Source organism: Gluconobacter cerinus (genome assembly GCF_025961355.1).
Classification (GTDB): Bacteria; Pseudomonadota; Alphaproteobacteria; order Acetobacterales; family Acetobacteraceae; genus Gluconobacter; species Gluconobacter cerinus.
This window is the reverse complement of record NZ_JAOQNM010000001.1, coordinates 2,428,852-2,446,903: the sequence shown is the minus strand read 5'-3', so window position 1 is coordinate 2,446,903 and position 18,052 is coordinate 2,428,852. Positions and strand designations below refer to the sequence as shown.

The 18,052-nt window shown below is 55.8% G+C and carries 18 protein-coding genes; 2 read left to right on the top strand and 16 right to left on the bottom strand.

The features are described from left to right. Window positions 1-297: 297 nt before the first annotated feature. Together M2305_RS16315 and M2305_RS16395 are read right to left on the bottom strand one after the other, a co-directional pair. Window positions 298-1,368, bottom strand: a complete 1,071-nt coding sequence (locus tag M2305_RS16315; RefSeq protein WP_264649419.1) for an ImmA/IrrE family metallo-endopeptidase — start codon at window positions 1,366-1,368, stop codon at window positions 298-300. Next, entirely contained in the window at window positions 1,365-2,018 is a 654-nt protein-coding gene (locus M2305_RS16395; RefSeq protein ID WP_264649418.1) for a hypothetical protein, read from the bottom strand. The genes M2305_RS16315 and M2305_RS16395 overlap by 4 nt, the downstream gene beginning before the upstream one ends. A 382-nt stretch (window positions 2,019-2,400) precedes the next feature. On the opposite strand from M2305_RS16395, the gene M2305_RS11415 reads away from it, so the two are divergent. Continuing rightward, window positions 2,401-2,544, top strand: coding sequence for a hypothetical protein (locus tag M2305_RS11415; RefSeq protein ID WP_264649417.1), 144 nt, complete (start codon window positions 2,401-2,403; stop codon window positions 2,542-2,544). Here M2305_RS11415 and M2305_RS11410 read toward each other — a convergent pair. The 10 genes from M2305_RS11410 to M2305_RS11365 all read right to left on the bottom strand — a co-directional run bounded on the left by M2305_RS11410 (window position 2,529) and on the right by M2305_RS11365 (window position 15,204). Next, complete coding sequence (locus M2305_RS11410; protein WP_264649416.1) at window positions 2,529-2,816, bottom strand: hypothetical protein; 288 nt, start codon at window positions 2,814-2,816, stop codon at window positions 2,529-2,531. The genes M2305_RS11415 and M2305_RS11410 overlap by 16 nt on opposite strands. Before the next feature lie 132 nt (window positions 2,817-2,948). After that, the gene (locus tag M2305_RS11405; protein WP_264649415.1) at window positions 2,949-3,275 is read right to left on the bottom strand and encodes a hypothetical protein; all 327 of its coding nucleotides are present in this window, start codon (window positions 3,273-3,275) and stop codon (window positions 2,949-2,951) included. Beyond that, window positions 3,262-3,765 (bottom strand): lysozyme, encoded by a 504-nt coding sequence (locus tag M2305_RS11400; RefSeq protein WP_264649414.1) that lies wholly within the window; start codon window positions 3,763-3,765, stop codon window positions 3,262-3,264. Before M2305_RS11400 ends, M2305_RS11405 begins: the two co-directional genes overlap by 14 nt. A gap of 101 nt (window positions 3,766-3,866) precedes the next feature. After that, complete coding sequence (locus M2305_RS11395; protein ID WP_264649413.1) at window positions 3,867-5,390, bottom strand: P-loop ATPase, Sll1717 family; 1,524 nt, start codon at window positions 5,388-5,390, stop codon at window positions 3,867-3,869. A gap of 165 nt (window positions 5,391-5,555) precedes the next feature. Beyond that, the gene (locus M2305_RS11390; RefSeq protein WP_264649412.1) at window positions 5,556-5,894 is read right to left on the bottom strand and encodes a hypothetical protein; all 339 of its coding nucleotides are present in this window, start codon (window positions 5,892-5,894) and stop codon (window positions 5,556-5,558) included. 66 nt (window positions 5,895-5,960) lie between these two features. Continuing rightward, a complete protein-coding gene (locus M2305_RS11385) occupies window positions 5,961-6,617 on the bottom strand; it encodes a hypothetical protein (protein WP_264649411.1) in 657 nt (218 codons plus the stop codon). Next, on the bottom strand, window positions 6,618-7,712 hold the full coding sequence (locus tag M2305_RS11380; RefSeq protein WP_264649410.1) for a hypothetical protein: 1,095 nt from the start codon (window positions 7,710-7,712) through the stop codon (window positions 6,618-6,620). It lies immediately after the preceding gene. Between the two features lies 1 nt (window position 7,713). Beyond that, window positions 7,714-8,478, bottom strand: coding sequence for a hypothetical protein (locus tag M2305_RS11375; RefSeq protein WP_264649409.1), 765 nt, complete (start codon window positions 8,476-8,478; stop codon window positions 7,714-7,716). A gap of 4 nt (window positions 8,479-8,482) precedes the next feature. Next, window positions 8,483-10,105, bottom strand: a complete 1,623-nt coding sequence (locus tag M2305_RS11370; protein WP_264649408.1) for a hypothetical protein — start codon at window positions 10,103-10,105, stop codon at window positions 8,483-8,485. Next, complete coding sequence (locus M2305_RS11365; protein WP_264649407.1) at window positions 10,105-15,204, bottom strand: phage tail length tape measure family protein; 5,100 nt, start codon at window positions 15,202-15,204, stop codon at window positions 10,105-10,107. The genes M2305_RS11370 and M2305_RS11365 overlap by 1 nt, the downstream gene beginning before the upstream one ends. A gap of 36 nt (window positions 15,205-15,240) precedes the next feature. Between M2305_RS11365 and M2305_RS11360 the strand changes: the two genes are divergently transcribed. Then, on the top strand, window positions 15,241-15,471 hold the full coding sequence (locus M2305_RS11360; RefSeq protein ID WP_211497107.1) for a hypothetical protein: 231 nt from the start codon (window positions 15,241-15,243) through the stop codon (window positions 15,469-15,471). Here the strand turns inward: M2305_RS11360 and M2305_RS11355 are convergent, their stop codons facing one another. From M2305_RS11355 to M2305_RS11340, 4 genes are all read right to left on the bottom strand, one after another. Next, on the bottom strand, window positions 15,472-16,116 hold the full coding sequence (locus M2305_RS11355; protein ID WP_264649406.1) for a hypothetical protein: 645 nt from the start codon (window positions 16,114-16,116) through the stop codon (window positions 15,472-15,474). It abuts the gene before it with no gap. Window positions 16,117-16,118: 2 nt separating this feature from the next. Beyond that, on the bottom strand, window positions 16,119-16,313 hold the full coding sequence (locus M2305_RS11350; protein WP_143412277.1) for a hypothetical protein: 195 nt from the start codon (window positions 16,311-16,313) through the stop codon (window positions 16,119-16,121). 182 nt (window positions 16,314-16,495) lie between these two features. Then, a complete protein-coding gene (locus M2305_RS11345; protein ID WP_264649405.1) occupies window positions 16,496-16,936 on the bottom strand; it encodes a hypothetical protein in 441 nt (146 codons plus the stop codon). 95 nt (window positions 16,937-17,031) lie between these two features. Next, on the bottom strand, window positions 17,032-17,988 hold the full coding sequence (locus M2305_RS11340) for a phage tail tube protein (protein ID WP_264649404.1): 957 nt from the start codon (window positions 17,986-17,988) through the stop codon (window positions 17,032-17,034). Window positions 17,989-18,052: the final 64 nt, after the last annotated feature.

Genomic DNA, 18,052 nt, shown 5'->3' with positions numbered 1-18,052 from the left:
CTGTTAAGCAGGCTGGCGCGCCCTGCTGGATTCGAACCAGCGACCCACAGCTTAGAAGGAGTCCGGTTTTCCTTATTTTTCAATGGGAAAGTTTGCGTTCACAATGCAAAACAAGACCGTTGAACTTCATGCAGTTTGCAAACAGCAAACCTACATTCCATACTTTTTCGAACCTTATGCCATCTGAAGAGCCGTTCAATGAGGTTAGGGCAGTCCTGCCGATCTCTGTTATCCCCGCGCCACACAATGCGGTTGAAAGAAATAGTAACGGTCAAGAGTTGGTAGAATCTTACTCTGTCAGGAAACCAATGTAAGCTTCGGAGCCTGCCTTTCCGGCAGGCGTGCAGGCGCTGCCACATTGAAAAGCAGCCTGGAGAGTTCAGTTTCTGGAATACACAATTCATTCGCGATGTGGCTTAAGGACATTCCTCGTTTCCAAAATGCTGATAGTATTTTTGCCCAGATCTGGGACGTTTCGTGCTGGATTGGGTTGGGTTCGTTAGAGCGCCCCCGTCTGCTAAGTTCTATGAAATTTGTGTTCTTCTGCCATTCTGTAAGCAGTCCAGCGCTATGTAGTGCATAATTCAGAGCCGCTACCGAGACTCCCCATCTTTGCTTGGCCTTAGAAAGATCAGCCACCGTATAAAGACGTCGTTGCGTCCATTCGGCAATCAGGTCGGCTTGAGGCATCAAAAACTCTGAAGCAAAAGTATTTGCTTCGAACTCCGCATCCCGTTTAGCTGTACCTGAGTGTCGGTGCATCACGAGATGACCAAGTTCATGCGCAGCGTCGAAACGGCTGTGCTCACCCGTCTTGCAAGTATTGAGAAATACGTATGGCGCGTCATCATGCCAGTAAGCGTATGCATCTAAGTGTCGCGTTTCTTCGACAAGGCTGAACACTCGAACACCATGAGACTCAAGAATATTGATCATGTTTCCGATCGGACGCACACCAATGCCCCATTGCGCACGCAAAGCGCGCGCAGCTTCTCTTGGGCCATAATCAACGAGTTGTGGCAGGTCATGCTCCGGGAGGGCAAATTGCTTGCGAACCCACTCGTCAAACTCAAAAGCCAGTCCTGCAGCAGCTAAAGCGGCATCTCGTGATTTTGCCGTGAGGGACCTGAGGGACCGAAAACTAACACCGTTGGCATTAGGTAGGACAGGGTCCGACTTGTGGAAAAACTCTTTCGAATACCCGGAAAAACTAATTAGCCTCGCAACAATTTCATCACTAGCATCACATTCTAATTTATAAATGCGCTGCAATGTTTTGCGATCAACCTCAAGGCGTTCAGCAAATTCACTCTTGTTTAACAATAAGCGCTGTCTCACAAAATCCAGACGTTCTGGGTTGATATTCACGACACTTCCCTGATTGGTATCTCAACTTCACCAAACGTTTCGTTTGTCTGGTGCGGTGCAATAGGCTCATTGCGCGGCCTACGTCCATCGAGCAATGGGACACGGTTGATGAATGTTGTGTAACGCCCATTTTCAAATTTAGTAGGGAGAGAAACTTCCGCTTTGGGGAAATCTTCCTCGAAATTCATAGCGAGGATAAGGGTCGTGTAGCCCTTGAGCATCGGAATAGCTGCATTACGTGCAACTCTAGGCAAGCCACCACCGAACAAACACAGTTGCTCGTTATCGGAGGTATTGGCTGAGGCGGCAAACCCCTTTTGACTTATATTCCGTGGCTGTCGACTTTCATCCGCCGTAGCTGAGTCGAAGTTACACGGAGCGATGCGTAACATCAGGCCCTCGTGACGGATGGCCGTTTGATTATTGAGATCGCATTTTTTCCAGCCTAGTGGGATAAAATTTTCTCGCAAACGCTTACCACACTCTGCGTAAGCGGAAATGAACTGATACCCTCTCGGATGGAGAAGCGTGCTCTGTGTATAGTAACTCTGAGCATGGATCACCGCCTCAATGATCGGATCACGAGCCAGTCCCCAGAGCGTAAGCTGAGCATCCTGCTCTTCTAGAGTTCGAGCAAATTTCAATTCCATCAGCCATGTCCCAAAATTTCTCATCATATGATGAAGAATTTTGGGACATTTGCAAGGTATATCTTGCTGTCGCGTCTACGACCAGTTTACTTTTGACAAACGCGCACCTGATCGCGCAGCCCGATATAGTCACCTATCCAGCGGATAATCTGCGGCTGTGGGCTTTTTCGGATCTCACTCGCCAATTCTTTTTGGTCAGTATTCGAATAAGAAACGAGGGTAGGACACGGCTCATAGCGGGCAGAAGTGCAACTTGTCAGCGCGAGCCCAAGAACAATCCACTTCATGCGCTACCTCTGTTTAATCTCGCTAAAACGTCGCTTCCAGTTGTTGGCTTATGTGTTTCAGCTTGGGCCATAGCGGAGGCCCGATTGAGAGCAGCTTGCGCATCTTTCACGTTCTGGTCAGCCGTATCGGCTTTCTGCGATTTCCCCCCGGCTCGATAGAGCCCGAAGGCCGATGCCACGCCCACAAGGAGCATGACACCAACAATCGCCAGGCTGGCCGTATTCACTGGGCAGGCTGATTGAGATCAGCAGCTTCCGCCGCGGGCGCCTGAGTAACCGGACCGACTGCCAGAACGCGCTCGAGTTCCGTCGCCCCTTCCAGCGTCTTGGTCAGAGCGGCATCGAGCGCATTAACGTCCACATGCCCCGCCAGACGGGAGATACTGGCCGCGAGAACGCCCTGAAGGACGAGACCGCCGACACTGACAACCTGCTGGGCAGTTGCCGTGTCAGCCTTACCCAGGGACTGGTTCACGAGACTCTGAAGGGCCGTCACAGAGTTAAAAGCCATTGGTGTTTCTTCCATAAAAAAAGCCGCCTCGATGGGCGGCGTTGCATCCGACGGTCTGACAGCAGACTTGCTGCCTCCTTCGGAGATCTGAGGTATGAGGATGATCGAGCCAGGACCGGCTGAAGGGCTCAGTCAGGTGGGCGCTTTGGGCTTGCCTTTGCTGTCGAGGATCTGCACGCCACTATCCGCGCCGGCCTTTTTCAAAAGCGGTGCTTCAGCCCGCGTCGTCATGACGGCCGTGAGCCCGATCCTGTACATGGCGGCGGCATATTTCTGCTCGAAGGCCAGAACGCTCAGAAGCTGATAGGGCCTGACCCACCGAGATCCGGGAGCCGGCGGCGCAATCCGAGATCGCAGAAAGCCGCAGACATTCAGCAGCATCGACGTCAAAACAAGAAAGAGGCCACCCCAGAGCAGGACCTGAGGCGGGAGCAAGCCGAGAAGATCAGACCATTGCATGGTTCGCTCCCATGACTGTCCGCTTGCCCAGGAACACATCCCGTTCATAAGCGCGGCGATTGGTCAGGCCGGCCAGTTCGACCAGATGGCCTTTCACGGTCGCCTTGTTCCAGCGTGGCAGCTCATTGGCCGCGCCGGCATAATCCCCAGCATTCAGCTTGCGCAGAAGCGTGGAGCTTTCCACGGCTGGCGTGCCGACATTGTATTGCCAGGATAACAGTGCCGCCCGCTGGATATCCGAGAGCGGAACCTTGACCAGGCGCGACAGGGTCGCGTCATAGGACATGACCGACTGGAGCAGAAGGCTGGCTGCGTCCGCTTCACTGATGGGCGGCGTTCTGGCTGTGACGGGCTTTCCGGATTTCAGCCAGCGACTGCCATAACCAATCGTCCAGCAGCCGGCAGGGCAGACATAAGGCTTTGACCGGAATCCTTCGAAACCGGGCAGCTTCAGGAGCGCCGTGGCCAGCACGACGGCAGTTTCATTCATGGGATTTTTCCATAAAAAAAGCCGCCCAGTTGGGCGGCTGTGATTGGATAATTACTTATTACTGTAAAAAGTATGGAAAAGGTTATTAATAATTATATTCTCTAAGTTCTTATAGATAACTCCTTGAAAAGAACTCTGTGCACGCCAATAGAAAAATCCTTACTTAAACTAGGCATAGCATCTCCTCTAAAGCAGAAATTCTTATTACCACTGGAAACGGATGAACAATATATCGCCCCAACTTGATACAGGTCTTCTATAATTGTTATCCATTTATTATCACTGAGTATTGCTACATCTTCGTACATATCACTTAGTTCGTCCATGCGTGCAATCAGAGAGCTTTTGCTATAATACTCATTTCCGCCCCTAAGTATTCTATCAATACCATTCAATTCCATAGGATTATACTTTACAGCAAGACCAGATATAGCATCTTGCCATAATCGCTTTCCAAGTGCTTTAACAACACCATCAGAAAGGGTATAAGGCGAAAAATGACTTTTCCCTTTATCTATAGTTGAAGCTTCTTCAAATAGAAGCGCTACATCTCTTGGTCTATACCACGTTAAATTCAAACATTTTCTTAATATATGATTGCCGGGAAAGTACTTAGTTAAGGCTTCATAGAGTGATGAATCATTTCCTGACTTACCACTTTTTTCGAATGATTTATCTTGAGCAACTATGCGCCCTAGTATCATTTTTTCAAGCGGATGAAGTCCCATTTGAACCGTTCCCGGCCAATCTAGTTGCACGCCATTGTCGCGAATTATTCGGTAAATTTCGCCTTGTACAGAGGAGACTTGATCCACGACGGCATCACGAATTGCTGCGATAACTCTTATATGAGAGTGGTAGAAACGCTCGTTGAAGTCCCGTACTGCTCTTACTAAAGAGGCAACAGCGGATAGACGAAACGCATCGGTTTCGTCTCCCTTCAAATATACTTCCATCTCATCAACGAAGATAAACAGAGGCGTACGATCCAGATAAATTTCTTCGAGCTTTTCCTCTGAAAGCTGTAGATAAATCGAAAGATCGCCTACAGTCGCGTTCTCAAAAGTGCCGTCTAATTGAAACTGAGGGTTCTTAGAGAGGGTTACCGAAAATTTCTGAAGGTTTGGATATTTTTTACCTATATTCTTTGCTTGAGAAATAAGTTTTGCCGATTCAACAAGTTTTGCGAATTCGTCAGCAGCCCCTTCTTGTATACCCGCTTTTTTTAGAAGTTTTGCTGCTTGAGCTAATAAAAATAATCGCCAAAAAAGAGCTGATTCATCAGCGTCGTATAAATCTCTATCATCTATAACTTGGCCATTTTCTTTTGCGTGGTTGGCAAGAAAAGCTCTCAGTTCATCTTTTGAAAAAGAGCTTTGGAAGTAGAAGAACATAGACTCAGCTTCTAAATCTATTTCAGCTCGAATTCTTATATATTGCAGGAGGGCAGTTTTTCCAGCTCCTTTACCTCCAAACACAAAATATTTGTAGCCTTCAAGGAAGTCTTCTAGCTTAAATTTCGACGGGAGAACGTAACTTGAAAGAAAAACTTTCTTTTCTTCATCAGTTCTAAGGCGCAAATTTCGCGCATCTTCTGACCCAAAGTCAATTTCATCTACCGTCATTGAGCGAATCCTTCAAATTATTTCAACATAGAAATCTCGACAAATTTTATAAGTCAAGCATAATCCAAGGTTAACTTATATTTCCCAAGGAAATTAAAAATTACTTGAATTATTATATATACCGTATATCGTTTCTATATATTCAGAAAATTATCAGTTTATTCGTCATCCTCCAATCGAAACCACCAAATGAACCACCCCAGATCCAAGGATTGACGTTGCCAAGGTGACAAGCGCCGTGACAACGGCCTTACCACCCATGACGCGGTCAACCTTGGATCCAAGCGCTTTAATCCCGTCTTCCAGGTCTTCCTTCAGATCGCTGATCTGAGTGCGCAGGGACGCGATCTCAGAGCGCATTTCAGCCCGCAGATCAGACTGATTGTCGCCAAGGGCAGAGACAAGAGTTTCCAGCTTGAGAACCCGGTCTTCCAGGATCCGGATCACCTCGTCCTTGCTTGCAGGTGCATTCAGGCTTGGAGCGGAGGTCTGTGTATCAGGCATGATTTTTCCATAAAAAAGCCGCCCGGAGGCAGCTGTCAGAACAGGCGTAAGTGTAAGGGCTGGCGATCAGGCCATGACTGGATCGGGCCGCGCGGGCAATGCCGTGCTAGTCGTGTCAGTACTGCTGGCAATCGCTGCGACAGCTTTCACGTAAGCCTTCATGGCGTCGGTGAAGGTCTCGCCCATGGCAGCGGCAAGGCTGGCCTGTTGCTGGATCCAGGTCTTTTCGGTCTCGGCCTGGAGTGTCAGCGGAATGGGCGCGGGCGGCGGCGTGTAATCCACAATTTTGCCGTCCTGAAGACCTTTGTTTCCCTTGTAGCCATAATCCCCGCCCAGAGCCTGCCATTCAGCCGCAGACAGAAAATGCATGTCGGCCAGGGCCGGGAGATTGGCATGAGAGCCAAGCGTCCACAGATCGAACCAGCTTAGGATCGCAGTCGGCTGCGCGGCCGTGTGGTCGTAACAGGCGACATAACGCCCACCATAGGTCAGCGCGCCATTGCTGACAGGGATGTTGCTGGCCCCGACCGTGTCAGAAAACTGGTCGGCCGTCAGCACGATCAGGCTGGAGGCAGCCGGCAGATCCAGCACATTGATGCGGGCCTGCGGATCTTCCGTGGTGCCGGACCAGGCGTCATAAACGCCCGTGACGGTCGTGCCATCCGTGGCCGCATAATAGCGATCCGGATAAGCGGCCTTGATGGCCTCAAGAGCAGTGGTCATTTATTTGGGTCCGATTGCAAATACCGTGATGTCTGTTGTGCCGCCGCCGTTGATCCACAACGTGAAGCCACCCGCATCGGCATTGACTGCCTTGCAGTTTGCGTCGCTCGGACTGGCGTTCTGCGCCATCACCTGCGGCGTATCCGAGAAGCCGGAAGAGAACGTCACGCGGCTTTGAGACGCGACCCCACGGACAATCATGCGGACAATCTTGTCCGTCTTGGGGAGCGGCAGATCGTCAGTGAAGACAAAGCCATGGCCGTTCCAGTTGATGGTGCCCGAAGACACGGAGAAAAAGGCATTCCCCGACCCGTCATAGGCCACGGCGTTTCCGTCTGGCTGGAAGCTGAATTTCCCTCCGCCATACTGAACCGTCAGATAGCCATTGACGGTCTGGTTTTGGCTTGTGTCGCCCGCACGCAGAATTCGGGTCTCTGCATTGGCGCTGGCAGAGCTGGCCGCGTTGGCTGCACTACTGGCGACGTCATTGACGCGGGCATTCGTGGCATAATCGCCTGCGGGCTGGAAGGTGTGCCAGTTTCCACCTGCATAAGCCCCGAGCTGACCATTGCCCAGATAGATCGTGAGCAGGTCCGGAGCCACTGCGGCGGAGTCACCATATTTCCGCAGGTACCGGGCATCGGCCTGAATCGCAGGCACGGACTGCTGACTGCCCCAGTCACTGACATTCGGCACCAGGGCACTGCCTGACACGACAAGCGCCTTGATTGCCGCTGCATCAGTGGACAGACCCGCCACTGTCAGCAGGCCATTGCCATCCAGAAGCGGCAGATAGGAACTTGGAACCCAGGAATACACCCGGACCGTCCCGGTGAAATTCAGGGCTGACGTGGAATTCTGCGTCGTGCCCCGGATGGTCTGGCGACTGAGCGTGTTCGGTGTGCCCACTGTCAGGACACCCACACCCCATTCCGCCTGCGTGCCATCATCGGCAAAATAGAACACCTGCCCACCGCCTGGCGCGGCGGCCGCAAACGAGCGTCGGTCCTGAACGGCCCCATTCAAAACGAATGATGCGGTTCCCGGTGTGGTCGAGGTCTCCAGGACAAGGTCCAGGAGCAGGGGCGCTGCCATGTCACAGCCTTTCCGTCAGAGTGAGGGTCTGGGCATGGCGATCAGCCGGCCCGAACGGATTGGAGAGATCCCCGCCAGACAGCCGCCCGAACAGTGCGGTTTCAGCCAGCGCTGGAGGGTCGCTGTCCGGATCCGGGATAAAGAGAATATTCTGGCCCGTAGCGGCGGCCCGCTGGATCTGTCGCAGGACAGCTGCATCCGCATCGCCATAGGACTGATGCGCGATCGACAGGCCGCGCTGGACATAGCGCGCATCCACGAATTCACCGCCTGACAGCGTGGTCGTGCTCTGCTGGCCGACCGTCAGGGTTTCCGTGCTGTCCGTGGAGTAGTTCCGCGCCGGCTGCCAGAGAGGACCGACAAAGGCCAACGGGATTGAGAGAAAACCGTCCGGATTGTTCGGATCATTCACCCAGAGCGTGATGGTATCCGCCGAGAGGCCGGCAGGCAGAACATGAACGCATTGACCACCCGCCACCGCCGCAGATCCATCCCAGGAATATGTCCTGTTTCCACCCGCACGCAGTTCGATGTGCCAGGTTGCCGCTGCGGACAGATTGGTCCGGTGCAGGCTGATCGCCCGAACGGGTGCAGATCCGGACAGGGTCAGCGTCAGCGTGCCCCCCGTGGAGGGCACCCGCCAGCCAAGACTGGCCGCACCGTGCTGATTGCGCAGGTTGGTTCCCGGCAGACCGGGCACCTCACCACTAACCGCGATCGCCGCGTCCAGGACGCGGTTCTCCCAGCCAAAACCACAGTTTTGCATTGTGTCAGACCAGTATCGTGAGGGTTGTTGTCGTGCTGGAACTGCTGACGTGTTCGCTGATCACCACACCCGGAACGGCCGTTTTCGCACCAGGCACAGGCGCCTGGAGCAGAACAGGATCCCCGAGATCCACGGCGAGCGCTGCGGATTGCGGAACATCCACAGCCCAGAGATGCCGGCGACGGCCCCAGACAGCGCCATGCCAGTTTGCAATGGCCTGCGCGTCTGCCTGATTGGCCAGGGCTGTTGTGATCAGTGCCGGATCTCCAGGCACCCGCCAGGACGCCTTGATGGCGGTATCAAACCACACTGCACCCCGGTCGCTTTCGGCAATCAGGGACTGCCGGTCGGATGCGGCCTGCGGATGCAGGCCAGAGCCGGATGTCTGAACCGTGAAGACGTGCTGCCAGCCAATACGCCAGCGCCAGGTTGGCGGATCAAGAGAACTGTCCAGAGCTACAGGGCTGATCGCGCTGATCAGATCCGTAGTGAGGGTCAGAAGCGGCGCGCCCGCCTCGGCCGGATCCCGCAGCCGGATCGGCCGCAGCGTTCCGGTCCGCGTCGGCACCAGGGAAATTCCGAGACCAGACAGAAGCGTGGTCACAGCCTGGCGTCCCGTCACACTGTCCGATCCATCCCAGTACCACCCACCCCAATAGGGCGCGAGGTCAGAGAAGGCTGGCCAGGCAGCATCGATGTAGGGTGCCGGCAGGACCAGGTCCTCAATCAGAAGCTGGCGCAAGACGTCCAGGACGTTTTCAGGGCTGGCCCCGGAACGGAACCGGCCCACGGCGTCCACGGTGATGCCATAGACGGGCTTCGTCCCAAGGCGGATCCATGTTCCCGCACTGCTGGACAGAACCGTATAGGTGCCCGGAGCAGGAGAAACGGCATAGAGATCCGTGACCATTCCCCCGAACGCAATGCCACCGCCAAAACCGCCTTCATACAGGGCCGTGATGGAGACCGGACCGTCCGAGAGCTGATAGACATAATTGGCGCTGTCGATCAGCACAGGCGAGATATTGCAGACCCGCCCCCGCAGACGCGGGATATTCCGGCCGGAGACATTGCTGTCCCCATCCAGCCGGCCGGTACCGCCATAGATTGAAACCGGCATGGTGCCGTCCAGCCAGTACGTGGCATCGAGCAGCGTAATCGACACGCTGTTCAGACCCGGCTGCCAGTTTTTCCCCAATCCGGAAAAAACCGGATTCAGGCCTGCTGAAGGTGGGTCTGTCCAGATCTGGCGCGCGCCATCCCACAGGCGCGTGCCCTCACGGATCCGCACAGGCAGATGATCATTCACGCGGGTCTGGAGCAGGCCATCCAGAACGCCATCCGGATTGGCCAGCGTCAGGATTCCGATCGAGAAAGATCCGCCCAGGGCATCGGCTGACAGGGTCAGGGACCGCGTCAGATCGAGTGCCTGGGTCACATACGGCGGATACGGGACGTGGTTTTCGTCCACATAGCCCGCATCGGAATAGCGCAGGGTTTCAAGAGATTCAGGATTGTCAGAAAGCTGGGTCAGTGCGCCCCAAGGCGCATCACCCCAGCCTGGAACCGCTGCCGGCTGAATGACAGTCGGCAGAACGATATCCATTTCAATTGTGCGAAACCGCATCAGGCTGCCCTCGGCCGCGTGGCGTCCGTGGCAGCTTTCAGCTTCTGGTCCTTCTGCATGGTCTCCAGAACCTTGATGATGGCGTCCAGCTGGACTGGCACCTGTTGCGTTCCTGCGGTCTGATCCTGAACTTTCTGAAGCAGCTGATTCAGAAGATCCAGAAGGCTGCTCTCTGTGCCAGACAGGCTTGTCACAAGCGTCTGGACGTCCGGGCTTGCCAGAGACGTGCCGGACGCCGTTGTTCCGGACGGGCTTTGAGCAATGCCGGAGAACGTCATCTGTCCGATAGAGGACATTAACGTCTCAGCCGCCTGAGACAGACCTATTGAGGACACAGTGCCCGCACCCAGGCCAGCCCCCTGATCTGTCTGCGCGGCTGCTCCAGACAGGGTTTGAGACCCGTTAGGGTACGCTGTCGCACCGACCGACGCCGTCAGCTTGTCCGCAGCCTGAGACAGCGCGGTTGTGGAGACACTGCCGGATGTGGTGTCCGACTGGCCCTGCACAAGCTGCTGGACCAGAGACGTGGTCAGACTGCCAGTATCAGCACTTCCCAGGGATTTCAGAATATTGGCCACACTGGAAAAATCGCCAGCATAGCCAGTCCCGGACCCCTGATAGGTTTTTGAAGCCGTCAGGAACGTGCTGGCATCCGACTGGATCCGTGACAGGGCATCATAATCCCCCGCCATGGCCGCCTTGTAGTCGGACTGGAGATTGTCGTTGGCAGCGGCATATTGCATCTGCGCGGACAATGGGGATGCGTCCGAGGTATCCAGACCACGGGCATAGTCTGCCAGGCTGGAGAACACCGACCCCAGAGACTGCTGCGCCTGCTCCTGATACTGCTTCATCTGCGCCAGGCTGGTGCCGTTGTACTGCTCCTGAATCTGAAGCCGTTCAGCGGCCAGAGCCTTTTCGAGATCCGCAGACTCATCCAGGTATTCGTCATTGCTTTTATAGGCATCCCCCAGGAACGACTGCCAGGCGCTATCCAGGGCTTTGCGCTGCTGATCGGCACTGGTGTCGAAATTCAGAAGGGCAGCCCCCTGATCGTCACCCGTCGCCGTCAGATAGCGCGCCCTCACGGACGTGTCTGAATCGCGTAACGTGTCCAGCTGTTCTGCAAATCCTTCGTCATAGAGAGACTGGTATTTTGCATTGAGCTGCGTTCCGTCCAGCCCGTATGCGCCGGCCTGAGAGCCCGCGACATCATAGGTCTGTCGCAAGGCCGCCATCTGGTCCACCCAGGACTGCTGCCCGGAGACAGTGGCCTTGAGCAGATCCGGCATGGTTGTGTTGACGAACGTGGTGACAGTCGAGATCTGCGTCTGGAGATCGGACGTGGACAGGGTTTTCCCGCCCAGAGCCGTCGTCAGCGCTGTTTTCAGATCCCCGGTCACCTGGGTGAAAGTCCCGACCGTGACGGTGCCGTCCGAATTGAACTTCGAGACAGCAACGCCGAGCTGATCGACAGTATCAGCCATGGTCTTCAGGTTCTGAATGGCTGTCGCGTAATCCGACACGGAGGTCGCATTACTCGGCAGGCCCTGCTGAAGCGCCTGATTGAATGTCGCATCTGATGTGTTGTAGGTCGCCTGTTTCAGGAGGTCCGTCAGCGACACAGACTGCAAAAACGCATCCTTGTTGTTCTTGTCGTCACGAACCGTTCCGAGCAGGCCGCCATCACCGCCGCCAATCGTCACGCCGGCAGAGGACAGAACAGAATTGAAGGACGCAATATCGCTCTTCAGCTGCTCTGTGATCTGGTCGGTCTGGGCCTGATTCCAGGTCTTGCCCAAGGATAGCTGACCGTCCGTCGTCATGACCTGGTCGATCGTGTACGGATTTTTCTTGTGGCCAAACATGCCACCGAAGAGCCCGCCCAGACCGCCGCCAATCAGGCCGCCCAGCATGGTGCCGATAACCGGAATGAAGGATCCGGCCGCTGCACCAGCCGCCGCACCAACAGCACTCCCAATCGTTCCGTTGCTCTTGGTTCCACCGCCAATCCCAGACAGGGCAGAGCCGATCCCGAACCCGCCACCAACACCACCGAGCAGGTTTCCGACCGTAGCAGTTCCAAACAGATTGGTTTTAAGCCCGGAGGAGAGCCAGGACGTTGAACTGCCCAGTCCGCCAAGAGAGCTAGTAGAGGAAGCAGAAGAGCCGGCGGAACTCACAGGGTTCCAACCCCATCCGCCAGAGTAAGCGCTGATCGCATTCGTGCTGGTAACGCCAGAAGAGGAAGCACCAGACAGAATGGAAGAGACGTCCCCCAGTGTTGTCCGGCTTTTGCCATCGATCGCACTCAGGAGCGGATTGATCAGCGCCAGCTTGGCAATCATCGAGATCAGCTGGCTTTCCACACCCTGCATGGCAGACTTGAACGTCACCCCACCATTTGAGGCGTTGACCAGGGCCTGTGTGAAGCTGCTCGACAGCGTGTCCGCTGCGGAGGAGATGTCACTGGTCAGTTCGTTCAGCGTGTCCTGCTGATGCTGATAGGCATTCGTGGCCGACTGGATCGCCGCAACGTTGTCCAGATTCTTCTTGTTAGCCTCGCTTTCCGCATTCCCTCCGTCCTTCAAGATCTGATTACGTTCTTTCAGGACGGCGAGCTGAACCGAGACCGCATCCGAATTCTGCCCGAGCAACGCTGTTTCCGTCTTGATGTAGTCAAGATCGAGGCTTTGGCCATACAGCTTCCCAGCGGATGCCAGGTCCACTTTGGCCGCTGTTGCGGAGTTGAGTACGCCCGTCCAGATCAGGATCTGGCGCGATTGTTCCTTTGTGCCTTCGGTGGACGTGTCCCGTGCCTTCTCGGCTGCCTCTTCAGCGTTAAGATACTGCGCAAGCGGCCCCTTTGTGGCGTCATAGCCTGCCACCAGATCCATCTGCGCCGCTGTCTGCCGATTAACAGCCGCCACAGAGTTATTGAACTGATCTGTCAGAATAGCCTGCTGACCGGCCTCAGCCGCCTGAAGCTGCGCCGCCGTTGCATGCGCCTGTCCCAGTTTCTGCGCCGCCTGTTCGGCTGCCTGGTCAGCCTGGACCATGGCCTGTTCTGCTGCCGAATAGGTATGAGCAGATTGCTCTGCCAGCCCCTGCTGATGCGTGAGTTCCTGCATCGGGTCTCGCAGGTTCAACAGCGCTGCGCGGTGTACGCCCAGACGTTCTGTCAGCCCCTGCATCTGAGTGGCGTATTCCCCGTCGGTATAAACACCAGCCTTGCGAAGATCTGACAGATCTTTCTGGGCCTGCGTCAGTTTCGCGATTTCCTGCGACTCTGACTGATACGCCGCAGATGTGGACCCGTTAGACGTGGCCAACGCATCATCCACTGAGGTCCGTTTGGCTGCGACTGTTGTGGCGCTGTACGCCTGACCGCCCGTGACTGACTGCGCATAGTCCAGGACACCACTTGGGACCGTGTTCGTTTTTCTGCTCAGGTAGTCATCGACATTGCCCGGCCCCCAGTTGTACGCCATCGCCACAAGGATCTGATTGCCCTTGTACTTCTGATACAGCTTGATGAGGTACTGCTCACTGGCAGTCACATTGCCGGTTGTATCATTCAGGTCATTGCCGTTTGCATTCGAAGGCTCGACCTGCATGGCGCCAACAGCACCAGCAGACGAGACGACAACCCGGCCATTCTTGTATTGTCCCTCGGGACTTTCAATGGGCTGCATCCGATGTGCCAGCGAGATGACATCAGACGGCGCATTCAGTTTCGTCCCGACACTGTCAATAATGTCTGAGAGGCTGGAGGAAGATGAGACGCTGGATTTTTGCGTGATCCCACTCAGATCGTCGCCATTCAGCGTTGACGTCCGGATCTTGTTAATTCCGTTCAGGACTTCAGCCAGGCTGCGCACGGCCTTTGTCGCGGCAACGTCAATGCCATCGCCCAGCCACTGAGCCAGAGATTTTGCGCCGTCAATTGGGCCATAAAAGGCAGTGCTCAGGTCATGAAGTGCCGTTTGAAGAGGCGTCAGGCCATGCTCTGCTGCGCCAGCCGTAGCTGTTCCGACCTGCTGCATAAGCAGTTGCCAAGCCTGAAGGCGGTTTCCAGAATTCTGAAGATCTGAAATCTGGTCGACCAGCCCCCTATGAACGCCAAGCAGTCCCTTATTGGCAAAATCTTCAGCTGCTTTGGCCGGGTCGGTAAAGGCGGCCGCCATTTCTTTAGCCGCCTCTGGCACCGTTTCACCCATGACTTCTGCCAGATCCCGCGCTTCCGCAGACAGCTTCTGAAGGCTTGAGCTATCAATGGTCGGAACGGCAGCAAATGTGGTTGTAACGGACCGACTGTCTTCAAGAGACAGGCCACTGGTGGATGAGAGCTTGCGTGCCGCGGACTCGGCGGAAGCCGCCATGGCGGTGTAGTCATCCCGTGTGGCTCGCAGATGCTGCGATAGGCCGGCCAGCTGTTCCTGCTCGGCCTCGGCATAAGCCCCCATCTTGTAAATGGCAGCACCCGCAGCGAGAGCACCGGCAGCAAGACCCAGCTTCATGTAACCGCCGACCAGCTGGACGGCATTGCCAAGGCCACCGACCACCTGGACCATGTTCGGCACCTGGTAGAAGGCAGCTTTCAAAGCAGATCCTCCACTGGCGACCTGGTCGAAAAACTTGTGTGCTTCGTCTGCCAGAATGCCCAGCTGATAGCTGGAGACCTTAGCCGTTTCCGACGTTTCTTTCAGGCCATCAGTGGATTTCTTTGTGGCAGCCACAGCCTCTTCATGGGCAGTCACGAGCTTGCTGACTTTCTCCCGCTGCGCGTCAATCGCACGGCCAGCCTCTTCCTGCGTGACCTCACCACGGCGCACACTTTCTGCCAGCTTGTCTTCAGCGTCCTTCAGCGCCGTCTGTGCTTTGGTCAGGGCTGTTGCGGATTTAGTCACCGCGTCCCAGCTTCTGACATATCCTGGACCGCTTTTCCCGGATCGGGTTATTTTCGTGTCTGTGACTTCGACGGAATCGCCTACACGGTCGATACCATCGGCCAGCTTATTCAATGCGTCAGTATCGGCGGCGGCAGAGGACGCGATTTGACTGTCAAAAGCGACTTTAAGCTGTTCTACAGTCGGCATGGTAGCGTCCCCTGGATTTACTAAGAGGTTATTGCGATGAACTGGAAATTTTTACTGGGCCTTCCGTTAGCTCTGACGGCCTGCACGACTGCCTCATCAGTCCCAAAACCGGGCGGCGGCGCTTATCACATCATCGGCTGCGGAACTGCTGCCCCGCTCCGTATTTGCTACGAACGAGCAAATAAAGAGTGCCCAACGGGATACAAAGTCATCAGCACAGACAATGATGGCGTTCGGAAAGAACTGACAATAGATTGCGACAAGTAATCAGTTTCTTCTTGTAAGAATTAAGGCCGGGTAAGTGATTGGTTTTCCGGCCGCCCTGTCCTTCGAACGCCCCTGACTGCGTCGCAGGATATAAGGGGCATTGTTGAAGAGGCCGGCCGGGATAGACACAAAGGCCCGTTGTGCGGTGACCGTTGGAAACTGGCGTTGAACGTACTGCCTGGCCGCTTCCACAATGCCAGGCGGAACGCTCATGCCCTTCATCGCACCCGTATCGATTTTCCGGGCATAGGGCTGTGGATTCACGATCATGATTTCCACATTGTCCGGGATCTCGGACAGATCCCCGCGCCAGGGCTTGCCATCGACGGCAGCGATCCAGGTATTCCGATAAATTCCAGACCGTACCGGAGAGCGGTCTTTGCAGATCTGGAGCGCGGCTTTGACGGCCAGCCCCAGGGTATTGAACTTGTAGAGAATGAAGCCATCCGGCCGGACAGACGTTTCCGGAGCGCCCAGACGGCCATCCACAGTGGTGGTCCAGTGCGGCGGCGCTTCTCCGCTCTTGACCAGTGCGTCCCGCTCCTGGATAGCGATCTGCGCCAGTTTTGCGGATAGCGCGGCCGGAGAGAGGGTCCGATCCGCGAACAGGCGAATACTTCGGGCCACGGAACGCGGTTTTGCCATCGTTACCCTCGCATGAAGCTGGTGACTTCTGCTGTAATTTTTGCATTTCTGTGCCGGACAAAAACGGCATCCATTGCGCGCACCTGGAACAGGAGCCAGACCCGCTCTTCAGATGGAAGGTCATTGGCCTCACACCAGGCTTCGATCGTGACCCACTGGATGGGCAAAGGCCGGGCAATACCCCGGATTTTGCCCATACCCACGCCGACCAGGTCTTCGACCCATTGCCGGTCATATTGCAGCTCATGCCAGCAACGCCACGGCCGACTCAGCCAGGGATGGGGGAGAACCCGCTGTTCGAGCAGGAACTCACGGATTTCGGCACTTTCTCCGTCACCGACAAACCCACCCCAGTCCAGCTCCCATTCCAGGGCGCTGATCAGTTTCCCACAGCAGCTTCGTTCTGCTGCACCCGTTCGTCACCGACCCGGCCCGCCGCAGAAATCGCCAGGAAGACCAGAACCGGATAATTGCCGCTTTCCAGCATGGCCTTGAACTCATCCACCGTGATGTCCGGGCCGTCATCGTCCTTTTGAAGTCCGTCCACCCCGAGAACGCATTCACGGGAGATGGCAATGCCCTGGACCTTGTCTTCCTCGGACGGCGGCAGCGTGTCTGGAGTGTACAGCGTTGCACCTGGCACGATCGTGCGGTTCAGACGACGTGCGGCTTCAGCCTTGAGCGCATAGAACGTATCCCGATAGGCAGGCGTAAAGCCACGGGTCGTGATGCCAAATTGTTCGCCGGCAGGGCCGACGACAATGCGCTCGCCTTCAGAAACGCGGGACTGATTGCGGGTGAAGGAAGACAGTCTTGCCATGGTATTGATTCACTCTGATCTGAGGGCTGATGTCAGCCCGTGAGACATAAAAAAACCGCCCGGAGGCGGTCATTCAGGACAACAAAAAGGAAGGATCAGCCGCCAGCCGGCTTGATCTTCGCAATCAGGAAGGTGCCCCCACCGGCCGCCGGATTTCCCTCGATGTCGAAGGTGGCCATGATGGAGGTATTCTTGCTGCCGGCATTGATCTGCGGGTTCAGCAGAACGCCGTTGAGGAAGGTCAGCACATAGCCGTTTCCTGTCCCGTCAGTGACTGTGACAGCGATCGGACCGCCCTTGCCGGACGCATACCGCTCATAGACAGCGTAGGACTTGAAGAACATCTGGAGCTGGCCAGACGCTTCAAGCTCGCCATGGCGCACACCGCAGGCGTCGGCATGACCGTTGCCATAGTCTGCACCGCTACCGTTCCGGTCGAGCTTGATGGACAGGGTCCGGATGCAGCCGTCCGGCGTCGTGCCATCGATCGTGACACCACCGAAATTCCCCACTGTGTCCAGGACCGTGCCGGTCGGCGCGTCCAGATAGCCCGAGGCCGGATCTGCGTCCGCCTGATCCTGGCGCGCGGCCGTAAAGTCAAAAGAGACCTGCGCAAAGGAGCCCTGCGAGAACGTCAGCTGCGCGCTGGTGCAGATGGCACCCGGCCGGACGAACCATTTCTCGCCAATCGCTTCGACAATGGACCAGGTCTTGTAAACCTTGCCATTGCGCACCGTGCCGTCCTCGGCCCAGTCATTACACAGCACGGCCCCCAGAAGATCATCATAGGTGCCGACGGACAGGGCACCGGACAGTGTGCCAGAGACTGAAACCTGTGTGGTGACAGCCTGCGCAGCTTCGGCCAGATCGTTGATTTCATCCGGACGCTGCCGGCTGTCCGTTGGCTTGAAACTTTCGCCCGTGAAACGGGTCTTCTGGAACGCAGCCGCTGGAATGGCGGCATAATTGTCCTCTTTCGCAAAAGCGAGAACGGCCGCATTCGCTTGGGCAGCGGCCAGGAAACCTGCCGTGGATCCTGAATAAGTCGTCATGGGATTCATCCATAAAAAAACCGCCTCAGAGGGCGGTGACGTGAACAGTCAGAAGGATTGAGGA